This window comes from 'Camptotheca acuminata' phytoplasma (assembly GCF_041276565.1).
GTDB lineage: Bacteria > Bacillota_I > Bacilli_A > Acholeplasmatales > Acholeplasmataceae > Phytoplasma.
On sequence record NZ_JBGGGR010000001.1, the window covers coordinates 24,009 to 40,920 of the forward strand.

30 protein-coding genes and 1 pseudogene are annotated in these 16,912 nt (G+C 25.5%); all 31 read left to right on the forward strand.

All coding sequences use genetic code 11. From position 1 onward, the window contains the following. Positions 1 to 50 precede the first annotated feature (50 nt). Positions 51 to 704: a 50S ribosomal protein L3 gene (gene rplC / locus AB6A63_RS00135; RefSeq protein WP_370430682.1), complete on the forward strand. Its 654-nt coding sequence runs from the start codon at positions 51 to 53 to the stop codon at positions 702 to 704. Beyond that, positions 704 to 1,327 carry a 50S ribosomal protein L4 gene (gene rplD / locus AB6A63_RS00140; protein ID WP_370430683.1) on the forward strand — a complete coding sequence of 208 codons (624 nt, stop codon included), beginning with the start codon at positions 704 to 706 and terminating at the stop codon, positions 1,325 to 1,327. The genes rplC and rplD overlap by 1 nt, the downstream gene beginning before the upstream one ends. Beyond that, a complete protein-coding gene (gene rplW, locus AB6A63_RS00145) occupies positions 1,327 to 1,626 on the forward strand; it encodes a 50S ribosomal protein L23 (protein WP_370430684.1) in 300 nt (99 codons plus the stop codon). The genes rplD and rplW overlap by 1 nt, the downstream gene beginning before the upstream one ends. Positions 1,627 to 1,672: 46 nt before the next feature. Beyond that, positions 1,673 to 2,500 carry a 50S ribosomal protein L2 gene (rplB, locus tag AB6A63_RS00150; RefSeq protein ID WP_370430685.1) on the forward strand — a complete coding sequence of 276 codons (828 nt, stop codon included), beginning with the start codon at positions 1,673 to 1,675 and terminating at the stop codon, positions 2,498 to 2,500. 24 nt (positions 2,501 to 2,524) lie between these two features. Continuing rightward, positions 2,525 to 2,806, forward strand: coding sequence for a 30S ribosomal protein S19 (rpsS, locus tag AB6A63_RS00155; protein WP_370430686.1), 282 nt, complete (start codon positions 2,525 to 2,527; stop codon positions 2,804 to 2,806). A gap of 20 nt (positions 2,807 to 2,826) precedes the next feature. Next, entirely contained in the window at positions 2,827 to 3,180 is a 354-nt protein-coding gene (gene rplV / locus AB6A63_RS00160) for a 50S ribosomal protein L22 (protein WP_370430687.1), read from the forward strand. A gap of 5 nt (positions 3,181 to 3,185) precedes the next feature. Beyond that, positions 3,186 to 3,923, forward strand: coding sequence for a 30S ribosomal protein S3 (gene rpsC, locus AB6A63_RS00165; RefSeq protein ID WP_370430688.1), 738 nt, complete (start codon positions 3,186 to 3,188; stop codon positions 3,921 to 3,923). A gap of 55 nt (positions 3,924 to 3,978) precedes the next feature. After that, the gene (gene rplP, locus AB6A63_RS00170) at positions 3,979 to 4,401 is read left to right on the forward strand and encodes a 50S ribosomal protein L16 (protein WP_370430689.1); all 423 of its coding nucleotides are present in this window, start codon (positions 3,979 to 3,981) and stop codon (positions 4,399 to 4,401) included. Beyond that, positions 4,398 to 4,631, forward strand: a complete 234-nt coding sequence (rpmC, locus tag AB6A63_RS00175; protein WP_370430690.1) for a 50S ribosomal protein L29 — start codon at positions 4,398 to 4,400, stop codon at positions 4,629 to 4,631. The genes rplP and rpmC overlap by 4 nt, the downstream gene beginning before the upstream one ends. Before the next feature lie 113 nt (positions 4,632 to 4,744). Continuing rightward, the gene (gene rpsQ, locus AB6A63_RS00180; RefSeq protein ID WP_370430691.1) at positions 4,745 to 5,005 is read left to right on the forward strand and encodes a 30S ribosomal protein S17; all 261 of its coding nucleotides are present in this window, start codon (positions 4,745 to 4,747) and stop codon (positions 5,003 to 5,005) included. 2 nt (positions 5,006 to 5,007) lie between these two features. Continuing rightward, the gene (gene rplN / locus AB6A63_RS00185; RefSeq protein WP_370430692.1) at positions 5,008 to 5,388 is read left to right on the forward strand and encodes a 50S ribosomal protein L14; all 381 of its coding nucleotides are present in this window, start codon (positions 5,008 to 5,010) and stop codon (positions 5,386 to 5,388) included. A gap of 12 nt (positions 5,389 to 5,400) precedes the next feature. Beyond that, a complete protein-coding gene (gene rplX, locus AB6A63_RS00190) occupies positions 5,401 to 5,736 on the forward strand; it encodes a 50S ribosomal protein L24 (RefSeq protein ID WP_370430693.1) in 336 nt (111 codons plus the stop codon). A gap of 24 nt (positions 5,737 to 5,760) precedes the next feature. Next, a complete protein-coding gene (rplE, locus tag AB6A63_RS00195; RefSeq protein ID WP_370430694.1) occupies positions 5,761 to 6,303 on the forward strand; it encodes a 50S ribosomal protein L5 in 543 nt (180 codons plus the stop codon). A 38-nt stretch (positions 6,304 to 6,341) separates the two neighbouring features. Continuing rightward, complete coding sequence (gene rpsN / locus AB6A63_RS00200) at positions 6,342 to 6,611, forward strand: 30S ribosomal protein S14 (protein WP_370430695.1); 270 nt, start codon at positions 6,342 to 6,344, stop codon at positions 6,609 to 6,611. 11 nt (positions 6,612 to 6,622) lie between these two features. After that, positions 6,623 to 7,000, forward strand: a complete 378-nt coding sequence (gene rpsH / locus AB6A63_RS00205; protein WP_370430730.1) for a 30S ribosomal protein S8 — start codon at positions 6,623 to 6,625, stop codon at positions 6,998 to 7,000. A gap of 17 nt (positions 7,001 to 7,017) precedes the next feature. Then, entirely contained in the window at positions 7,018 to 7,560 is a 543-nt protein-coding gene (rplF, locus tag AB6A63_RS00210) for a 50S ribosomal protein L6 (protein WP_370430696.1), read from the forward strand. A gap of 21 nt (positions 7,561 to 7,581) precedes the next feature. Then, positions 7,582 to 7,935 carry a 50S ribosomal protein L18 gene (rplR, locus tag AB6A63_RS00215; RefSeq protein WP_370430697.1) on the forward strand — a complete coding sequence of 118 codons (354 nt, stop codon included), beginning with the start codon at positions 7,582 to 7,584 and terminating at the stop codon, positions 7,933 to 7,935. Positions 7,936 to 8,132: 197 nt separating this feature from the next. Then, a pseudogene (rpsE, locus tag AB6A63_RS00220) lies at positions 8,133 to 8,636 on the forward strand (30S ribosomal protein S5); the annotation flags it as partial. Continuing rightward, complete coding sequence (rpmD, locus tag AB6A63_RS00225; protein ID WP_370430698.1) at positions 8,633 to 8,815, forward strand: 50S ribosomal protein L30; 183 nt, start codon at positions 8,633 to 8,635, stop codon at positions 8,813 to 8,815. The pseudogene rpsE and the gene rpmD, both read left to right, overlap by 4 nt. Before the next feature lie 20 nt (positions 8,816 to 8,835). Continuing rightward, complete coding sequence (gene rplO / locus AB6A63_RS00230; protein WP_370430699.1) at positions 8,836 to 9,279, forward strand: 50S ribosomal protein L15; 444 nt, start codon at positions 8,836 to 8,838, stop codon at positions 9,277 to 9,279. Between the two features lie 9 nt (positions 9,280 to 9,288). After that, on the forward strand, positions 9,289 to 10,599 hold the full coding sequence (locus AB6A63_RS00235) for a SecY family transport protein (protein WP_370430700.1): 1,311 nt from the start codon (positions 9,289 to 9,291) through the stop codon (positions 10,597 to 10,599). Between the two features lie 83 nt (positions 10,600 to 10,682). Next, a complete protein-coding gene (map, locus tag AB6A63_RS00240) occupies positions 10,683 to 11,426 on the forward strand; it encodes a type I methionyl aminopeptidase (protein WP_370430701.1) in 744 nt (247 codons plus the stop codon). 41 nt (positions 11,427 to 11,467) lie between these two features. Next, positions 11,468 to 11,659, forward strand: coding sequence for a translation initiation factor IF-1 (locus AB6A63_RS00245; RefSeq protein WP_370430702.1), 192 nt, complete (start codon positions 11,468 to 11,470; stop codon positions 11,657 to 11,659). Positions 11,660 to 11,702: 43 nt separating this feature from the next. Then, the gene (gene rpmJ / locus AB6A63_RS00250) at positions 11,703 to 11,819 is read left to right on the forward strand and encodes a 50S ribosomal protein L36 (protein WP_152309609.1); all 117 of its coding nucleotides are present in this window, start codon (positions 11,703 to 11,705) and stop codon (positions 11,817 to 11,819) included. Between the two features lie 21 nt (positions 11,820 to 11,840). After that, the gene (gene rpsM, locus AB6A63_RS00255; RefSeq protein WP_370430703.1) at positions 11,841 to 12,233 is read left to right on the forward strand and encodes a 30S ribosomal protein S13; all 393 of its coding nucleotides are present in this window, start codon (positions 11,841 to 11,843) and stop codon (positions 12,231 to 12,233) included. 6 nt (positions 12,234 to 12,239) lie between these two features. Then, positions 12,240 to 12,629 carry a 30S ribosomal protein S11 gene (rpsK, locus tag AB6A63_RS00260; protein WP_370430704.1) on the forward strand — a complete coding sequence of 130 codons (390 nt, stop codon included), beginning with the start codon at positions 12,240 to 12,242 and terminating at the stop codon, positions 12,627 to 12,629. 17 nt (positions 12,630 to 12,646) lie between these two features. Further along, the gene (locus AB6A63_RS00265; RefSeq protein WP_370430705.1) at positions 12,647 to 13,603 is read left to right on the forward strand and encodes a DNA-directed RNA polymerase subunit alpha; all 957 of its coding nucleotides are present in this window, start codon (positions 12,647 to 12,649) and stop codon (positions 13,601 to 13,603) included. 158 nt (positions 13,604 to 13,761) lie between these two features. Next, on the forward strand, positions 13,762 to 14,118 hold the full coding sequence (gene rplQ, locus AB6A63_RS00270) for a 50S ribosomal protein L17 (protein ID WP_370430706.1): 357 nt from the start codon (positions 13,762 to 13,764) through the stop codon (positions 14,116 to 14,118). A 118-nt stretch (positions 14,119 to 14,236) separates the two neighbouring features. Then, the gene (locus tag AB6A63_RS00275) at positions 14,237 to 15,055 is read left to right on the forward strand and encodes an ATP-binding cassette domain-containing protein (RefSeq protein WP_370430707.1); all 819 of its coding nucleotides are present in this window, start codon (positions 14,237 to 14,239) and stop codon (positions 15,053 to 15,055) included. Then, positions 15,031 to 15,900, forward strand: coding sequence for an ATP-binding cassette domain-containing protein (locus tag AB6A63_RS00280; RefSeq protein WP_370430708.1), 870 nt, complete (start codon positions 15,031 to 15,033; stop codon positions 15,898 to 15,900). Before AB6A63_RS00275 ends, AB6A63_RS00280 begins: the two co-directional genes overlap by 25 nt. Next, the gene (locus AB6A63_RS00285; protein WP_370430709.1) at positions 15,887 to 16,912 is read left to right on the forward strand and encodes an energy-coupling factor transporter transmembrane component T; all 1,026 of its coding nucleotides are present in this window, start codon (positions 15,887 to 15,889) and stop codon (positions 16,910 to 16,912) included. The genes AB6A63_RS00280 and AB6A63_RS00285 overlap by 14 nt, the downstream gene beginning before the upstream one ends.

The following is a 16,912-nucleotide window of genomic DNA, read 5'->3' on the forward strand; positions in this document are numbered from 1 at the left end:
TTTATTTAAAAAAATTATTTTGATTTTTTTAATTTAAGAAAGAGGATAAGATGTCGAAGGGAATTTTAGGACAAAAAATAGGAATTACTCAAATTTTTGATGACAAAGGATTTTTAATTCCTGTTACTGTAGTTGATGTTTCTGATAACGTTGTTTTACAACAAAAAACTATTGAAAAAGATGGTTATCAAGCTACTCAATTAGGTTTTAAATCTAAAAAAGCAAAATTAACAACAAAACCTCTTTTAGGACATTTTAATAAAAGCAAAACTGAACCAAAATATTTTGTACGCGAAATTTCTTTTTTATCAGATGAAGTGAACGAATTAAAAGATTTAAAAGAAGGTACTGTTTTAGATAATAATTTATTTTCTGAAAAAGAAATTATCGATGTTATCGGGATAAGCAAAGGAAAAGGTTTCGCTGGTTCTATTAAAAGACATAATCAAAGTCGTGGTCCTGAAAGTCATGGTTCTAGATATCATAGAAGACCTGGATCTATGGGTCCTATAAAAGGAAATATTACAGGTAAAAAATTACCAGGTAGAATGGGGCACCAAAGAGTTACTATACAAAATTTAACAATTCATTCTGTTGATGCAGAAAAAAAAATATTGTTAATTAAAGGCAATGTTCCAGGGCCTAAAAAAAGTTTTGTAATTATAAAATCTGCTGTCAAAAAAGTAAATAAGGAAGTTTCATAATGAATAAATATGATGTTTTCAATCAAAAAGGAGAAGTAGTATCAGAAATTTTTTTGAAAGATGATATTTTTGGTACTAAATCAAATCAACAAGTTTTATATGATGTTGTGAATCAACAAAGAGCAGCCATGCGTCAAGGAACACATTTTACTAAAAATAGAGCACTTGTTTCTGGTGGTGGTAAAAAACCTTGGGCCCAAAAAGGAACAGGTAATGCTCGTCACGGTTCGATTCGTTCTCCTTTATGGAGAGGTGGGGGCGTGGCATTCGGTCCTAAACCAAGAAAATATAATTTTAAATTAAATGCTAAAATCAGAAAATTAGCTATGGCTTCTGCTTTATTTTTACAAAAAGAAAAAAATAATTTAATAATAATGGATTCATTAGAAATGGATACTGTAAAAACTAAGCATTTTCAAGAATTTTTAGATAAAATGAAAATTTCTAATAAAGTTTTAATAGTAGTTGACAAATTAAATGATAATTTAATTCGTTGTACTAATAATTTACCTCAAGTAACTTTAGAAAGTTTTTCTCATGTTAGCGTTTATCAAATTTTAAATACTCAATGTCTTCTTTTAACAAAAGAAGCGTTAAAACAATTCGAGGAGGTTTTTAAATAATGTCCTCTCAATACTATGATTTAATTAAATCTCCTATTATTACCGAATCAACTAATAAAAAAATGGAATTACAAAATTTATATACTTTTAAAGTTGCAAAAAGTGCAAATAAAACAGAGATTAAAAAAGCAGCTGAACATATTTTTAATGTTAAAGTAGCTTCTGTTAATGTTATGAATGTTTTACCGAAATTTAAAAAACAAGTTAAAAGTCAAGGTTATACTTCTGGTTATAAAAAAGCAATCATTAAATTGTTTCCAGGACAAAGAATAACTGAATTTTTCGATAAAGAAAAATAAAAAAAATAAAAATTTTAAAATATTTAAGAAAGGTTCGACATCAAAAGTGGCTATTAAGAAATATAAACCTATATCCAATGGACGCCGTAATATGAGTTTACAAGACTTTAGAGAACTTACAACTTCTACTCCTGAAAAAAGTTTATTAGTTCCTAAAAAAGACAAAGGCGGAAGAAATAATCAAGGGAAAATTACTGTAAGACATCGTGGTGGTGGAGTTAAACAAAAATATCGTCTTATTGATTTTAAACGTGATAAAGATGATATTCCTGGAAGAGTAGCGACTATAGAATATGATCCGAATCGTAATTGCAACATTTCTTTAATTCATTATGCAGATGGCGAAAAAAGATATATTTTAAGTCCTAAAGATATTGTTGTAGGTAGTAATATTTTTTCAGGACAAAAATCCGATATTAAAGTAGGAAATTCTTTGCCTTTAAAAAATATTCCTATTGGTTCATTTGTTCATAATATCGAAATGAAACCTGGTAAAGGTGGACAATTAGCTCGTAGTGCCGGAACTTCAGTTCAAATCGTAAAAAAAGAAGATAAATATGTTGTTTTAAATTTACCTTCTGGAGAATTAAGAAAAGTTTTAGCTACTTGTAGAGCAACAATCGGAACATTAGGAAACGAATTTTATAAATTGATTCGTAATGGTAAAGCAGGAAGAACTCGTTATTTATCTATTAGACCTACAGTAAGAGGTTCTGCTATGAATCCTAATGATCACCCACATGGTGGTGGAGAAGGTCGTGCACCTATCGGACGTAAATCACCTATGACACCTTGGGGTAAAAAAGCACGTGGTATTAAAACACGTAAAAAAAATAAAAATAATGATAGTTTAATTTTGAAAAGACGCAAATAAAATAAATTGGGAGATTTGTAAAATATGGCTCGTTCACTTAAAAAAGGTTATTTTTGCAACGAACATCTTTTATCAAAAGTAATAAAACAAAACGAAAAAAAAATTCAAAAAATAATTCAAACTCGTTCACGTAGAAGCGTTATTTTGCCTGAATTTATCGGACACAAAATTGCTGTTTATAATGGTAAAGAATATATTATTGTTTCTATTACAGAAGATATGGTAGGTCATAAATTAGGAGAATTTTCTCCTACTCGTATTTTTCGTGGTCATGCTAAAGGCGATAAAAAAAGTCAAAAAAAATAATTTAAAGAAGGAATTTTTATATGAAAGTAAAAGCTATTGCTAATCAAGTGCCTGTTGCTCCTAGAAAAGCACGTTTAGTAATCGATTTAATTCGTGGTAAAAACGTAAAAGAAGCAGAAGCTATTTTAATGTTTACTTCGAAATCAGCTTCTCCTATTGTTTTGAAATTATTAAAAAGCGCTATTGCTAATGCTGTTCATAATTTTCAACTTAATAGAAACGATTTATATGTAGAAGAAATTTTTGTTAATGAAGGACTTCGTTTACCTCGTTTATTTCCGAGAGCAAAAGGAAAAACAGATAAAAGAAAAAAAAGAACAAGTCATGTAACAATATTTATTTCTGAACATAAACAAGAAATGAAGGAGTTATAATTTAAATGGGTCAAAAGAGTAATCCTAACGGCTTAAGATTAGGAATTATTAAAAATTGGGAATCCGAATGGTTTACTAGTTATAAAAAAGTTCCTGTTTTGCTTGTAGAAGATTTTAAAATTAGAAGTTTAATTCGTAAAACTCATTCTGAAGGAATTATTTCACAAATCGTAATTAAACGTTTAAAAAAATCTAATGATGAAGTAATTCAAGTGGATTTATATACTTCACAAATGGGAATCGTTCAAGGAACAGATAGCAAAAATAAAAAAGAATTAATTAAAAAGTTAGAAAAATTAATTAATAAAAAAATCGATGTTAATGTTTTTGAAGTAAAAGCAGTAAATAAAATTGCTTCTTTAGTAGCTCAAAGTATCGCTATACAATTACAACAAAGAGCTTTTTATAGATCAGTTCAAAAAGCAGCTATTCAAAGATGTTTAAAAAGCGGTGTTAAAGGTGTTAAAATTATTATTTCTGGTCGTTTAGGTGGCGCAGAAAAAGCCAGAAGTGAATCGGTTGCTATGGGAGCTGTTCCTTTAAACACTTTAAGAGCAGATATTGATTATGCTTTTGAAGAAGCTCATACTACTTATGGTGTTTTAGGTGTAAAAGTAATTATTAATCACGGTCAGGTTTTACCTAATAAAACTATTTCTGATACAAGAAAAATATTTGCTTCTAGTTATCCACAAAACGAAAATAAAAAAAATATTAATAGAAAAAAAATAATAAAAAAATAAAAGATTTAAAAGTTATTTTTTTAATTTATTTTAAAGGAGTTCAATAAGCATCATTATGTTAATTCCAAAAAGAACTAAATATCGTCGTTACCATCGTATAAGCTACGAAGGAAAATCCAAAGGTAAAAACAAAATTATAAATGGTAATTACGGATTAATAGCAAAACAAGGAGCTTGGATTACTAGTCAACAAATAGAATCCGCTCGTATTGCGATGACTCGTCATATGAAAAGATTGGGTAAAGTTTGGATTAATATTTTCCCATATTTACCTTTAACTAAAAAACCTTTAGAAGTACGTATGGGTTCTGGGAAAGGTAATCCAGAATTATGGGTTGCAGTAGTAAAAAAAGGTAAAGTCCTTTTTGAAGTAAGCGATAATAATAACTCAGATAAAATGGAAATAGAAGCTTTAAGATTAGCTTCTCATAAATTACCTATTACTACAAAAATTGTCAAAAGAGGAAAAGAGTTATGAAAATAAAAGATATTCGCAAAATGACAATAGAAGAATTGGAAGAACAAGTTGTAATTTTGAAAAAAAATTTATTTCATACAAAAATTCAAGTAGAATTAGCTAAGTCAAAAAATAGCGCTCGTATTTCTCAAATTACAAAAGTTATTGCAAGAATTAAAACTGTTATTAATGAAAGAAAACTTGGTATTGAAAAAGTTCCAGTCCAAGAAGTTTCTTCAACGAATGTTTAATTTATATTTTTATAATTTTTTATTTATTAATAAATAATTAAAATCAATCAAATTGACAATATAAAGAAAATATTTTACAGTTTTAAATTTTTTTATAAAAAAGAGGTAAAATAATGACTAATACTAAGAAGTTTTTTTCAGGTGTAGTAGTTTCTGATAAAATGCAAAAAACAATCGTTGTTGCAGTTGATTATTATAAAAAAGTTCATTTATATGGAAAAAGAATTAAAAAAACTAGTAAATTTTATGTACATGATGAAAAAGAAATTGCAAAAATAGGCGATTTGGTTAATTTTGTAGGAACAAGACCTTTATCAAAAACTAAAAAATTTCGTTTATTAAATATTATTTTAAGCAAAAATAAGGTAAAATAATTATGATCCAAATAAATAGTCGTTTAACAGTTGCTGATAATAGTGGTGCTAAAGAAGTTTTAGTAATTAATATTCCTGGTTCTAGTAAAAAACGTTATGCTAATATAGGGGATATTGTTGTTGTTTCTGTCAAAAAAGCAATTCCTTCAGGTATGTTAAAAGCTGGAGATAAAGCAAAAGCTTTGGTTTTACGTACAAAAAAAGGTTTAAGAGGAAAAGACGGTTCCTATATTAAATTTGATGATAACGCAGTAGTTATTATTAAAGATGATGTTACTTTAAAAGGAACAAGGATTTTTGGACCTGTTGTAAAAAATCAAAAATTGAAAGATAATAATTTTTCTAAGTTTCTTTCTTTATCTGAAAAAGTTTTTGTAATATAGAGGAAATTTATAATGTATATTAAAATAGGTGATATAGTCGCTGTTCGTACAGGTAAAGATCGTTTTTTTATTAATGAACAAGGTAAAAAAGCCATCAAAACTGGAAAAGTGATACAAATTTTTTTCAAAGAACAAAAGATTTTAGTTGAAGGTATTAATATTGCAAAAAAACATAAAACTCCTCCTAATGATGATAAAAAAGGTACTATCATCCAAGAAGAAATGCCTATCCATATTTCTAATGTTTCTTTAATTGATCCTGAAAAAAAAATTCCTACTCGTATTGGTATTCGTTACGAAGACAACAAAAAAGTTCGTTATTCAAAAAAAACAGGAATTATTATTTAATTGAATTAAGGAAAATATAATATAATGAAAAAAGATAATATTCAATATACCAAAAAAGATTCTATTCTTGCTTTAAAAGAAATTTTTAATTTTAAATCTGTAATGCAAGTTCCTAAAATAGATAAAATAGTAATCAATATGGGTGTTGGTGAAGCTGTTTCGAATATTAAAATTTTAGATGAATTTTACGAACAGTTAACTTTAATTAGTGGTCAAGTTCCTGTTATTATTAAAGCTAAAAAATCTATTTCTAATTTTAAATTAAGAGAAGGTATGCCTATCGGTTTAAAAGTTACTTTAAGAGGAAGCAAAAAAGAATTTTTTTTAGATAAATTAATTAGAATAGTTTTACCAAGAATAAGAGATTTCAGAGGATTAAATTCTAGATCTTTTGATGGTAGAGGTAATTATTCTTTAGGTATAAAAGAACAAATTGTTTTTCCTGAAATCGATATCGATAAAATTAAAAAAATTTGTGGAATGGATATTTGCATTGTCACTACAGCTAAAAATAATGAAGATGCAAAAAAATTATTAGAATTTTATGGAATGCCTTTTAGAAAATAAAATATATTTAATATAAAATTAAGAAGGAATGATTTTTTATGGCTAAAAAATCCAAAATTGTTCAAAATCAAAAACAAAGAGAAATTTTTTTGAAATATAAAGATAAACGTTTAGAGCTAAAAAAAAAAAAAGATTATAAAGGGCTTTCTCGTCTTCCTATAAAATCTTCTCCAGTGCGTTTAAAAAATATAGATCAAATCGATGGTAGAGCAAGAGGGTATATAAGAAAATTTGGGATTTCTAGAATTAGATTTCGTGAGTTAGCTAACAAAGGTGAAATACCTGGTGTTAAAAAGATTAGTTGGTAAGGAGAACGAAAATTATGATAGCAAATCCGATTGCTGATTTATTAACTAGAATGCGTAATGCTAATATAATGTATCATGATAAAGTTTCTGTTCCTATTTCAAAATTCAAAATCAAAATCTTAGAAGTTATCAAAAAAGAAGGCTATATAAAAGATTTTTATTTAGATGATAGAAAAAGAAACATTATTATTCATTTAAAATATAATGCTAATAAACAGAGAACTATTACAGGGTTAAAAAGAGTATCAAAATATGTTCCTGTTCAAAAAATACCTAGAGTTTATAACGGATTAGGAATAGCTTTAATTTCTACTTCAAAAGGTGTTTTAACAGATTATGATGCTTTATTGCATAATGTAGGCGGAGAAGTTTTAGCTTATATTTGGTAATTGTTAAGGAGATTTTAATGTCAAGAGTGGGAAGAAAACTTATTTCAATTCCAGAAGGTGTACAAATAGAAATTCAAGAAAAAAATTTAGTAAATATTAAATATAATACTAATCAGTTACAATATCAATTTAATCCTTTATTAAATATCGATGTTAAAGACGGATTTATTAAAGTTTCAAGAACAAGCAATGATATTTTTACAAAAAAAATTCATGGCACTACAAGAGCTTTATTATCTAATATCATCGCTGGTTTAATCAAACCTTTTATTAAAAGAATTGAAATTGTTGGTTTAGGTTATGATGTTACTAAAAAAAATTCTGATTTAGTTTTTAATTTAGGATTTTCACATATTATTCCTTTAACAATTCCTTCTAATTTGGAAATAGAAATTATCAAAAATAAAGAAATCATTGTCAAAGGAATAGATAAGCAATTTGTTGGAGAATTCGCTGCCAAAATACTAAAATTACGTAAACCAGAACCTTATAAAGGTAAAGGGATTCGTTTATTTAATCAATATGTTCATCGTAAAGCTGGTAAAAGTGCTAAAAAATAAGAAAGGATATTAATTTTTATTATGATAAATAAAGAATCATCAAAAAAATTAGCTCAAAAAAGACATTTACGTTTAAGAAAAAAAATTATAGGTACCGAAAAAAGACCTCGTTTAAATGTTTTTTATTCTAATAAATATTTTTACGCACAAATTATTGATGATCAAAAAAGAGTTACTTTGTGTAGTGCTCATAGCAAAGAAATTAACGCTACGACAGTGAATATAAAAGTGGCTTCTGATATTGGTAGAATCATTGCTCAAAAAGCTTTAAAACAAGGTATTAGTCATGTTGTTTTTGATAGAGGCGGTCGTTTATATCATGGTCGTATTAAAGCTTTAGCTAATGTTGCAAGGGAAGAGGGCTTAATATTTTGAAAGATACAGTAAATAACACTGATAATTTAACTTCCAAAACTCAAACAGATACTTTGGTTTCTTCAAATAAAACAAATAATTCAGTTTCTAAAGAAAAAACAGAAAATTTAGTATCTAAAACTAAAACAGATACTTTAGTTTCTAAAAACAAAACAGATTCTTTTGTTTCTAAAAATAGAAATGATAATTTTGTTGCTAAAAAAACTTTTAGCGAATTTGAAGAAAAGATCATTTCAATCAATAGAATAACTAAAGTTGTTAAAGGTGGACGTCGTTTACGTTTTTCTGCTTTGGTTGTTGTAGGAGATAAAAAAGGAAGAATTGGTTTTGCTAATGCTAAAGCTCAAGAAGTTTTAGACGCTATCAAAAAAGCATTAGAAAAAGCTAAGAAAAATTTATTCCAAATTTCTCTTTCAGGGTCTACTATTCCTCATGAGATTATTGGAAAATTTGGAGCTTCAAAAGCTTTATTAAAACCAGCTGCTAAAGGAACAGGAATCATCGCAGGTGGAAAAGCTGCTAGGGTTGTTTTTGAATTAGTTGGTATTAATGATATTTTGTCTAAATCTTTTGGTTCTAGAACTTCTATCAATATTTTAAGAGCGATAATGGATGGATTAAAAAGTTTAAGAACTATCAAAGAAGTCGAAAAAATTAGAGGCATCTCTTTAAATTCAAGATTTGTAAGGAAAAGAAAATGAAAAAATTAGAAATTACATTAAAAAAAAGTTTAATTGGTAGAAGTCCTAACCAAGTTAAAAACGCTCATTGTTTAGGTTTAAAAAAAATTAATCAAAAAGTTATTAAAGAAGATATTGCTGTTTTTAGAGGAATTTTAAAAAAAATTAATCATTTAGTTTCTGTTAAAGAAATTATTTAATAAGAGAGTATTGATGAAATATGTTTTTACATTTATTAAAACCAGTTAAAAATGCTAGAAAAACTATTAAAAGATTAGGACGTGGACCGGGTAGTGGTAATGGAAAAACATCAGGAAAAGGACATAAAGGACAATTAGCTCGTACTGGTGGCGGAACTCGATTAGGTTTCGAAGGGGGCCAAACGCCTTTTTTCCAAAGAATCCCTAAAAGAGGTTTTTTTAATTTTAATAAAAAAAAATATTTTATATTGAATTTAAAAGATTTAGAAGTTTTTGAAAATGGTTCTGTAGTTACAAAAGAATTGTTATTACAAAAAAAGATAATTAAAAAAAATATGTCATTGATTAAAGTTTTAGCTAAAGGAGATTTGAGAAAAAAAATTACTGTTCAAGCTTCTAAATTTTCGAATAAAGCTAAAAGTATTATCGAAAAAAATGGCGGAAATATAGAAATAATAAGGTAATTTTTTTGTATGAAAAATTTAATTATTTTTTTATCAAATAAAAAAAATATAATTAAAAAAATTTTTTTTACTTTTTTTATTATTTTTATTTATGTTCTTGGTACCAACATACTTATTCCTTTTTTATCAAATGATTATTATAAATATAATGCAGATCCAGTGAAATATATATCGGAAAATCCAACAAAATTTATATTGGGAAAAAACAATTTTTCTATGGATTTGTTTTTTTCTTTTCGATCTTTAAATCTTTTTTCGCTCAGTATTTTCCCTTATATTACTGCTTCGATTATAGTACAATTTTTACAAAAACTTTTACCTTTTTTTAAAGAATGGGAAGAACAGGGTGAAAAAGGGAAATCTAAAATTAATTTAACTACTAGAATTTTGACTTTATTTTTCGCTGTGGCACAAGGATGGCCGATGTTGATTATTAATGCTAAAATTTTGGATAAAGGTTACTATATACTTACACTCTTTTTTTTAGTAGTTGGTGTGTTTATTTGTATTTGGCTCGCCGATTTGATAACTTCAAAAGGAGTAGGAAACGGAGTTTCTGTTTTAATAGTTATTGGTATCGTCGGTAAATTATTTAAGACTTTTAAATATTTATTAGGTGTCATAATAAAAGAAGGTTATGTTCACGTAACAAAAGAACATTTAATTCCTAGAATGATAGTTTTATTTTTATTTCTTGTTTTATTGGTATTAACCATTATTTTATATTTAGGTTATTTAAAAATACCTATTAATTATGCAACAGATAAAAATGATGATACAATTGATAAATATATTCCTATTAAGATGAATATATTTGGTATTATGCCAATTATTCTAGCTGATACATTTCTAAGTTTAACAAATACTATTGACATATTTTTTCCTAAAAATGATTTTATAAAGATGTTTCAAGAATCTCGTCCACAATTAGGAATAGCATTTTTTATTTATCTTTTATTGATTCTGTTATTTTCTTTTTTTTCTTCTTTTATGAGTATTAATCCTAATAGTATTTCTGAACATTTATCAAAACAAAATGCTTATTTAAAAGATACTAAACCAGGTGTAGAAACTGTTAAAACGGTAACTCATAAAATGTTTAAAGTTGTTTTTATTGGCGCTATTTTTTTAACTTTATTAGCTGCTTCACCTGATATAATTAATTTTGTTTTAAAACAATTGGGTTATAAAGAAGTAGCAGATGGAATTCCTTTTGGTGGTACTAGTTTGTTAATTGTTGTTGGTACTACCATAGAATGTATACAAAATATGAAAGAAAAAAATACTAATGTTAAACAAACTTATAATAAATTTTTTTAATATTTAGGTTTTTTTAAAAAAATGATATATATTAATTTATGTAAAAATTAATTTATAATAAAAAAAGGTTGTTTATTTTTTATATGTTATCAATTAAATCTGTAGATGAAATTGTTTTAATGAGAGAAGCAGGAAAGATCTTGATTTCTATAAGAAAAGAATTAGTGACTTTTTTAAAAGCAGGAATATCTACTTTTGATTTAGATATGAAAGCTCGTGATATAATTAAAAAACATGGAGTTGTTTCCGCTTTTAAAGGTTATCAGTCATATGGCGGATATACTTGTATTTCGATAAATGAAACTGTAGTACACGGCTTACCTTCTAAAAAAAAAATTATTAAATCAGGTGATATAATTACTATTGATTTAGGAATTAAATATAAAGGTTATTTTGTAGATGCTGCTTGGACTTATTATGTAGACGATGTTCCCGAAGAAATTAAATTCTTTGTAGAAAATACTAAAAAAGCTTTATTTTTAGGAATCGAACAAGTGAAGCCTGGTAATAGAATTTCTGATATTTCACGCGCTATAGGAAAATTTGGAAAAAAATTTAATTATGGTATAGTAGAAGTATTTTCAGGACATGGAATCGGAAAAAGTTTACATGAAGAACCTTATATTTTTAATTTTGATTTTTTTACAAAGGATTATATTTTGAAACCAGGAATGACTTTTTGTATTGAACCTATGTTCACATTAGGAAGTAAAGAAATTAAAATTTTAGAAGATGGTTGGAGTGCTGTTACTTCTGATTCTAGTTTAAGTGCTCATTTTGAACATACAATTTTAGTTACTGAAAAAGGATATGAAATTTTAACATAAAAAAATAAATATTCGTTATAAAGGAAAAAATAATTAAAATTATGAATGATGAAGTTGTTGATGCTATAGTTGTTGGGATATTGCCTAACGCTAAATTCAAAGTAGAACTTCCTGATAAAAGAGTTATTGTTGCTTATATTTCTGGCAAAATACGTATTAATAAAATTCGTATTTTATTAGGTGATAAAGTAAAAGTAGATTATAAAGGTCGTATTATTTATCGTTATATTTAAAAAAGTATTAGTTCTTTTCGTATAAAAAAGGAGATATTATAATATGAAAGTTCGAGCTTCTGTTAAAAAACGTAGTGCCGATGATATTATTGTACGTCGTAAAAAAAGAATTTATATTATAAACAAAAAAAAACGTCGTCATAATCAAAGACAAGGTTGAAATAGAAAGGATTTTTAAAAAATGGTAAGAATTGCTGGAGTAGATATTCCAAATAACAAAACAGTATTTATTGCTTTAACTTATATTTACGGTATTGGTACACAAACTTCTAAAAAAATTTTAAATGACTTAAATATTGACGGAAATATTAGAGTTAATCAATTGAGCGAAACTCAATTATCTACTATTAGAAGTGAATTAAATAAGTTTAGTTTAGAAGGAGTTTTAAGAAGAGAAATTACTTTAAATATCAAAAGATTGATGGAAATTGGTTGTGATAGAGGGATTCATCATCGTAAAGGATTACCTGTTAGAGGACAAAAAACTCGTAATAACGCTAAAACAGCTAAAAGAAATCTTAAAAAAGTGACTTTGAGTAATAAAAAAGTTAACAAAGGACCGAAAAGAGGATAATTAATCATGGTACAAAAAAGAAAAAACAAAAAGAAAAAAATTAAAAAAAATATTCCTGTAGGTATAGCTCATATTCAAGCTACTTTTAACAATACTATTGTTACTATTACAGATTTATCAGGAAATACTGTTTCTTGGTGTAACGCTGGTTCTTTAGGATATAAAGGAAGTAAAAAATCTACTTCGTATATAGCACAACAAGTAGCAAAAAAAGCTTCTGTATTAGCTCAAGAACAAGGAATGAAACAAATTGAGGTATTCGTTAAAGGACCAGGAGTTGGTAGAGAAACTTCAATCCGTTCTTTACAAGAATCTGGTTTAGAAATTACCGCTATTAAAGATGTAACACCTTTACCACATAATGGTTGTAGACCACCTAAACGTCCTCGTGGTTAATTTGTAAGGAGTATATAATGGAGAAATTAAAATTTATAAAGCCTAATATGGTTGTTGATGAAATAGAATCAGACGAATTTAATGGAAAATTTAGCATTTATCCTTTAGAAAAAGGCTTAGGGATTACTATTGGTAATTCTGTAAGAAGAATTTTGTTATCTTCCCTTCCAGGAGCTTCTATTGTTAATTTTCAAATTGAAGGTGTTAGTCATTATTTTAGTGTTATTCCTGGTGTTTTAGAAGACGTTATGACTATTGTTTTGAATTTGAAAAAAATTGTTGTCGCTGTTGATTCTGAAGAAGATGATTTTGAAGCTAAGTTACACATTAATGCCACTGGTGACAAAATAGTAACTGCTGGTGATTTTGATTCTGTTGCTGGTGTTAGAATTGTTAATAAAGAACAAGTAATAGCTACTTTATCAGCAAATGTTAATTTTAAAATGGAAGTTACTGTTAGAAAAGGGATCGGTTACGTATCATCTGATGATAACAAAGCTTATTCTAATAATCAATTTGGAATAATTGCGGTTGATTCTTTATATACTCCTGTTTTAAGAGTCGCTTATAACGTGGAACAAAAAATTAATAATAAAGAACAATTAAATTTAGAAATAGAAACTAATAAGTCAATTACATCAAAAAAAGCTTTATCAATAGCATCTAAAATTTTAATCGATCATTTAAACGTTTTAGTTAATTTATCTGAACAAGTACAAAATCAAAACTTTATTTATGAACCTAAAATAGAAACTTATAATCACGCTTTAAATTTAAGAATCGATCAATTAGGTATATCAGTTAGATTATTTAATAGTTTAAAAAAATCTGGTATTAATACAGTAAAAGAACTAGTAGAAAAAGGCGAAAGAAACATTTCTAAATTAAATAGTTTAGGAAAAAAATCTTTCGAAGAATTAAAAAACAAAATGAAAGAATTAGAAATTTCTTTTCAAAATGATAATTTAATTTAGCTAAATTAAATTTTTTTTATTTTATTTATTTGATTTATAAAACTAATATTTTTATTTTTTATTTAAAACTTTTATTAAAATATAAAGGTATAGAAAATAAAAAAATATTACTTCATAAATAAATTTTATTTTTATTATTAATAAAAGGTGTAATATAGATGAAATATAGTAAATTAAGACGTAATTCGTCTCAAAGAAAAGCTTTATTAAGAAATTTAGTTTCTGATTTGATTATTCATAGCCAAATTTTTACTACAGAATCTAAAGCTAAAGAACTTAGTAGAACTTTTGAAAAAATTATTACTTTAAGTAAAAAAAATACCTTATCTGCTAGAAGAATAGTATCGACTTTATTATTTGATAAAAAGATAGATTCTGAAACAACTGTTTTACAAAAATTATTCGAAGATATCTCTCCTAAATATCAAACTCAAACAAGCGGATACACAAGAATTATAAAAACCGAACCTCGTAGAGGAGATTCATCTTTTATGGCTCTTATTTCCTTAGTTTAATATTTATTTTGAATAATATTTAGATAAAAAAGATAAAAAAATATTCAAATAAATAAAATAAAAGGAATTTTAATATAAATTTTAATAATATATCAAATAGGAGAAATATAAATTAAAGATGATAGTTATTAAAAATTTAGGTTTTAATTATAAAAATAAAAAAATTTTTAATAATTTAAATTTAGAAATTCTTATTGGAAATTGGATTTCAATTATAGGCAAAAACGGTTCAGGTAAAAGTACTTTAGCCAAAATTTTAATTGGTTTATTAAAACAAAACGAAGGGCAAATTTTTATTGATGGTCGAGAATTAATAGAAGACAATTTATCAGAAATACGTTCTTTGATGGGTATTGTTTTTCAAAATCCTGATTATCAATTTGTCGGTTTAGATGTTAAAAGTGATATCGCTTTTGGCTTAGAAAATCAATTATTATCTAGAAAAGAAATGCAAAAAAGAATTGAAAAATATTCTCGTATGATGAATATAAATCATTTGTTAGATAAAAAACCTCAAGACTTATCCGGAGGACAAAAACAAAAAGTAGCTATAACTTCTGTTTTAGTTATGGAACCAAAAATTATTATTTTTGATGAACCAACATCTTTTTTAGATCCTCAAGGTGCTAAGGAAATTTTTGATATTATTTATAATATTTCCAAAGAACAAAATAAAATTTTAATAACTATTACACATGATTTGAATTTCGCTTTAAAAAGCGATAAAATTCTTCTTTTAGAAGAAGGTAATTTGGAACAATATTGGCCTTTAGAATTATTAGAAAACTATGATTTTGCTCAAAAATATTTTAATTATTTGCCATTATCTATGAAAATTAATTATGAATTACAGAAAAGATTGGATTCGAAAGACATAAATAAAGAATTTTTTAATAAATTAAAGGATGCTTTATGGGAATACACTTTAAAGATGTAGTTTTTTATTATAACAAAAAAAATAATCCAGTTTTTAATAAAATTAATTTAAAAATCAATGCGCGAAGTGATTTCATTGCTTTAATTGGTAAAATAGGTTCAGGAAAATCCACTTTAGTTCAATTAATGAATAGTTTATTAGTTCCTAATGAAGGTTATATAAAGGTTTTTGATCAAAAAATAGATAAACGTACATCCCTCCAAGATATAACATCTTTGAAAAAAAAAATAGGATTAGTATTTCAATTTCCTGAATATCAAATTTTTGAAAATACTGTTTTGAAAGATGTTATGTTTGGGCCTAGAAATTTTAAGAAAACAAAATTAGAAGCAGAACAAAAAGCTATTGAAGCTTTAAAACAGGTAGGCATTGAAAGTGATTTATTTGAATCGTCTCCTTTTAGATTATCTGAAGGACAACAAAGAAAAGTCGCTATTGCTGGTATTTTGGCTATGGAACCTTCTATTTTGATTTTGGATGAACCTACTAGAGGTTTAGATGTAGATGGTCAAAAACAAATTATGAATATTTTAAAAAATAAAAATGAAAATGATAAAAATACTATCATTTTTATTACTCACGATATTGATTTAGTAGCCGAATACGCAAATAAAGTTCTTTTTTTAGATGATAATGAAATTAAATTTTTTGGTTCCAAAGAAGATTTTTTTACTAGTTTTTCTTTAGAAAAATTAAATTTTTTAATTCCGCAAAATTTTAAGATTTTGAAATTTTTAAACAAAGAATTAAGAATTCCTTTTGATTATAAATATTCTTATTCAGACATTCTAAAATATTTAGAAGAAATTTGTAAAGGTAACGTTGAATTCGATGGAGATCGTTAATAGAAGATATGATTCTAATAAAAATGCGAAATCTTTTGTACATTCAATTCATCCTTGCTTAAAAATTGTTTTAATTATTTTGATTTTTAAAATTATTTTTAGTTTAAAATCTCAGCATTTTAATGCTTTTTTCGAATTTGGAACTTCATTACAACCAACATTAAAGGTTATTTTTTGTTTGGTTTATTTTCTTTTTTTTACTTTTATTTTCTTTTTTTTGTTTAAAATAGTGGGTTATTCTTTCGGAAAATTAATTAAACAAATTGCAGGGTTTAAATTTATTTTCTTTTTTAGTTTTCTTTTACGTTTATCCACCGAAGCTCCTTCAAATAATGTTTTAAGTTATGATTTTTGGATTTGGGATATAGGACATGCATATTTATATATCCTTTTATTTATTTCATTATATCTTTTTTCTTTGTTTGTATTGAAAAAAAAAAATTATAGAAGAATATATTTTCTTTTTCTTTTTGTTTTTTTTTGTATATTACCTTCGTTTTATCGATCTAAATCATATCCTGTATATATTCAAAAAACAGATTTGTTTAATATTTTTTTAATTTTTATCAGCCTTTTTTTATTTTTAATGATAAATATTTTAATGAAAGAAATCAATTCTTTTGTTGAAATCAATGACGGTTTAGAAATGTTTTTAAAACCTTTAAAGAAAATAAAAGTTCCTGTCGAAATTATAACTCTTATGTTGTCTATGATTTTTATGTCTATTCCTTTTTTATTAGAAGAAACTAAAAAAATTTTTAAAGCTCAATTATCCAGAGGACTGAATTTTTATACCAATAATATTTTTAAAAAAATTTATTATTTGCTTTCTTTATTGATCCCTATTTTTGTTTTATCTTTTAAAAAATCTTTTGTTTTATCTAACGCTATGGAAACCAGAGGATTCGTTTTAGGAAAAGAACGTACCAAATTAGTTTCATATCGAATGAAAAAAAATGATTATTTTATATTGTTTTTCTTTTTATTTTTTTTCATATTAAGTTTTTTTTAA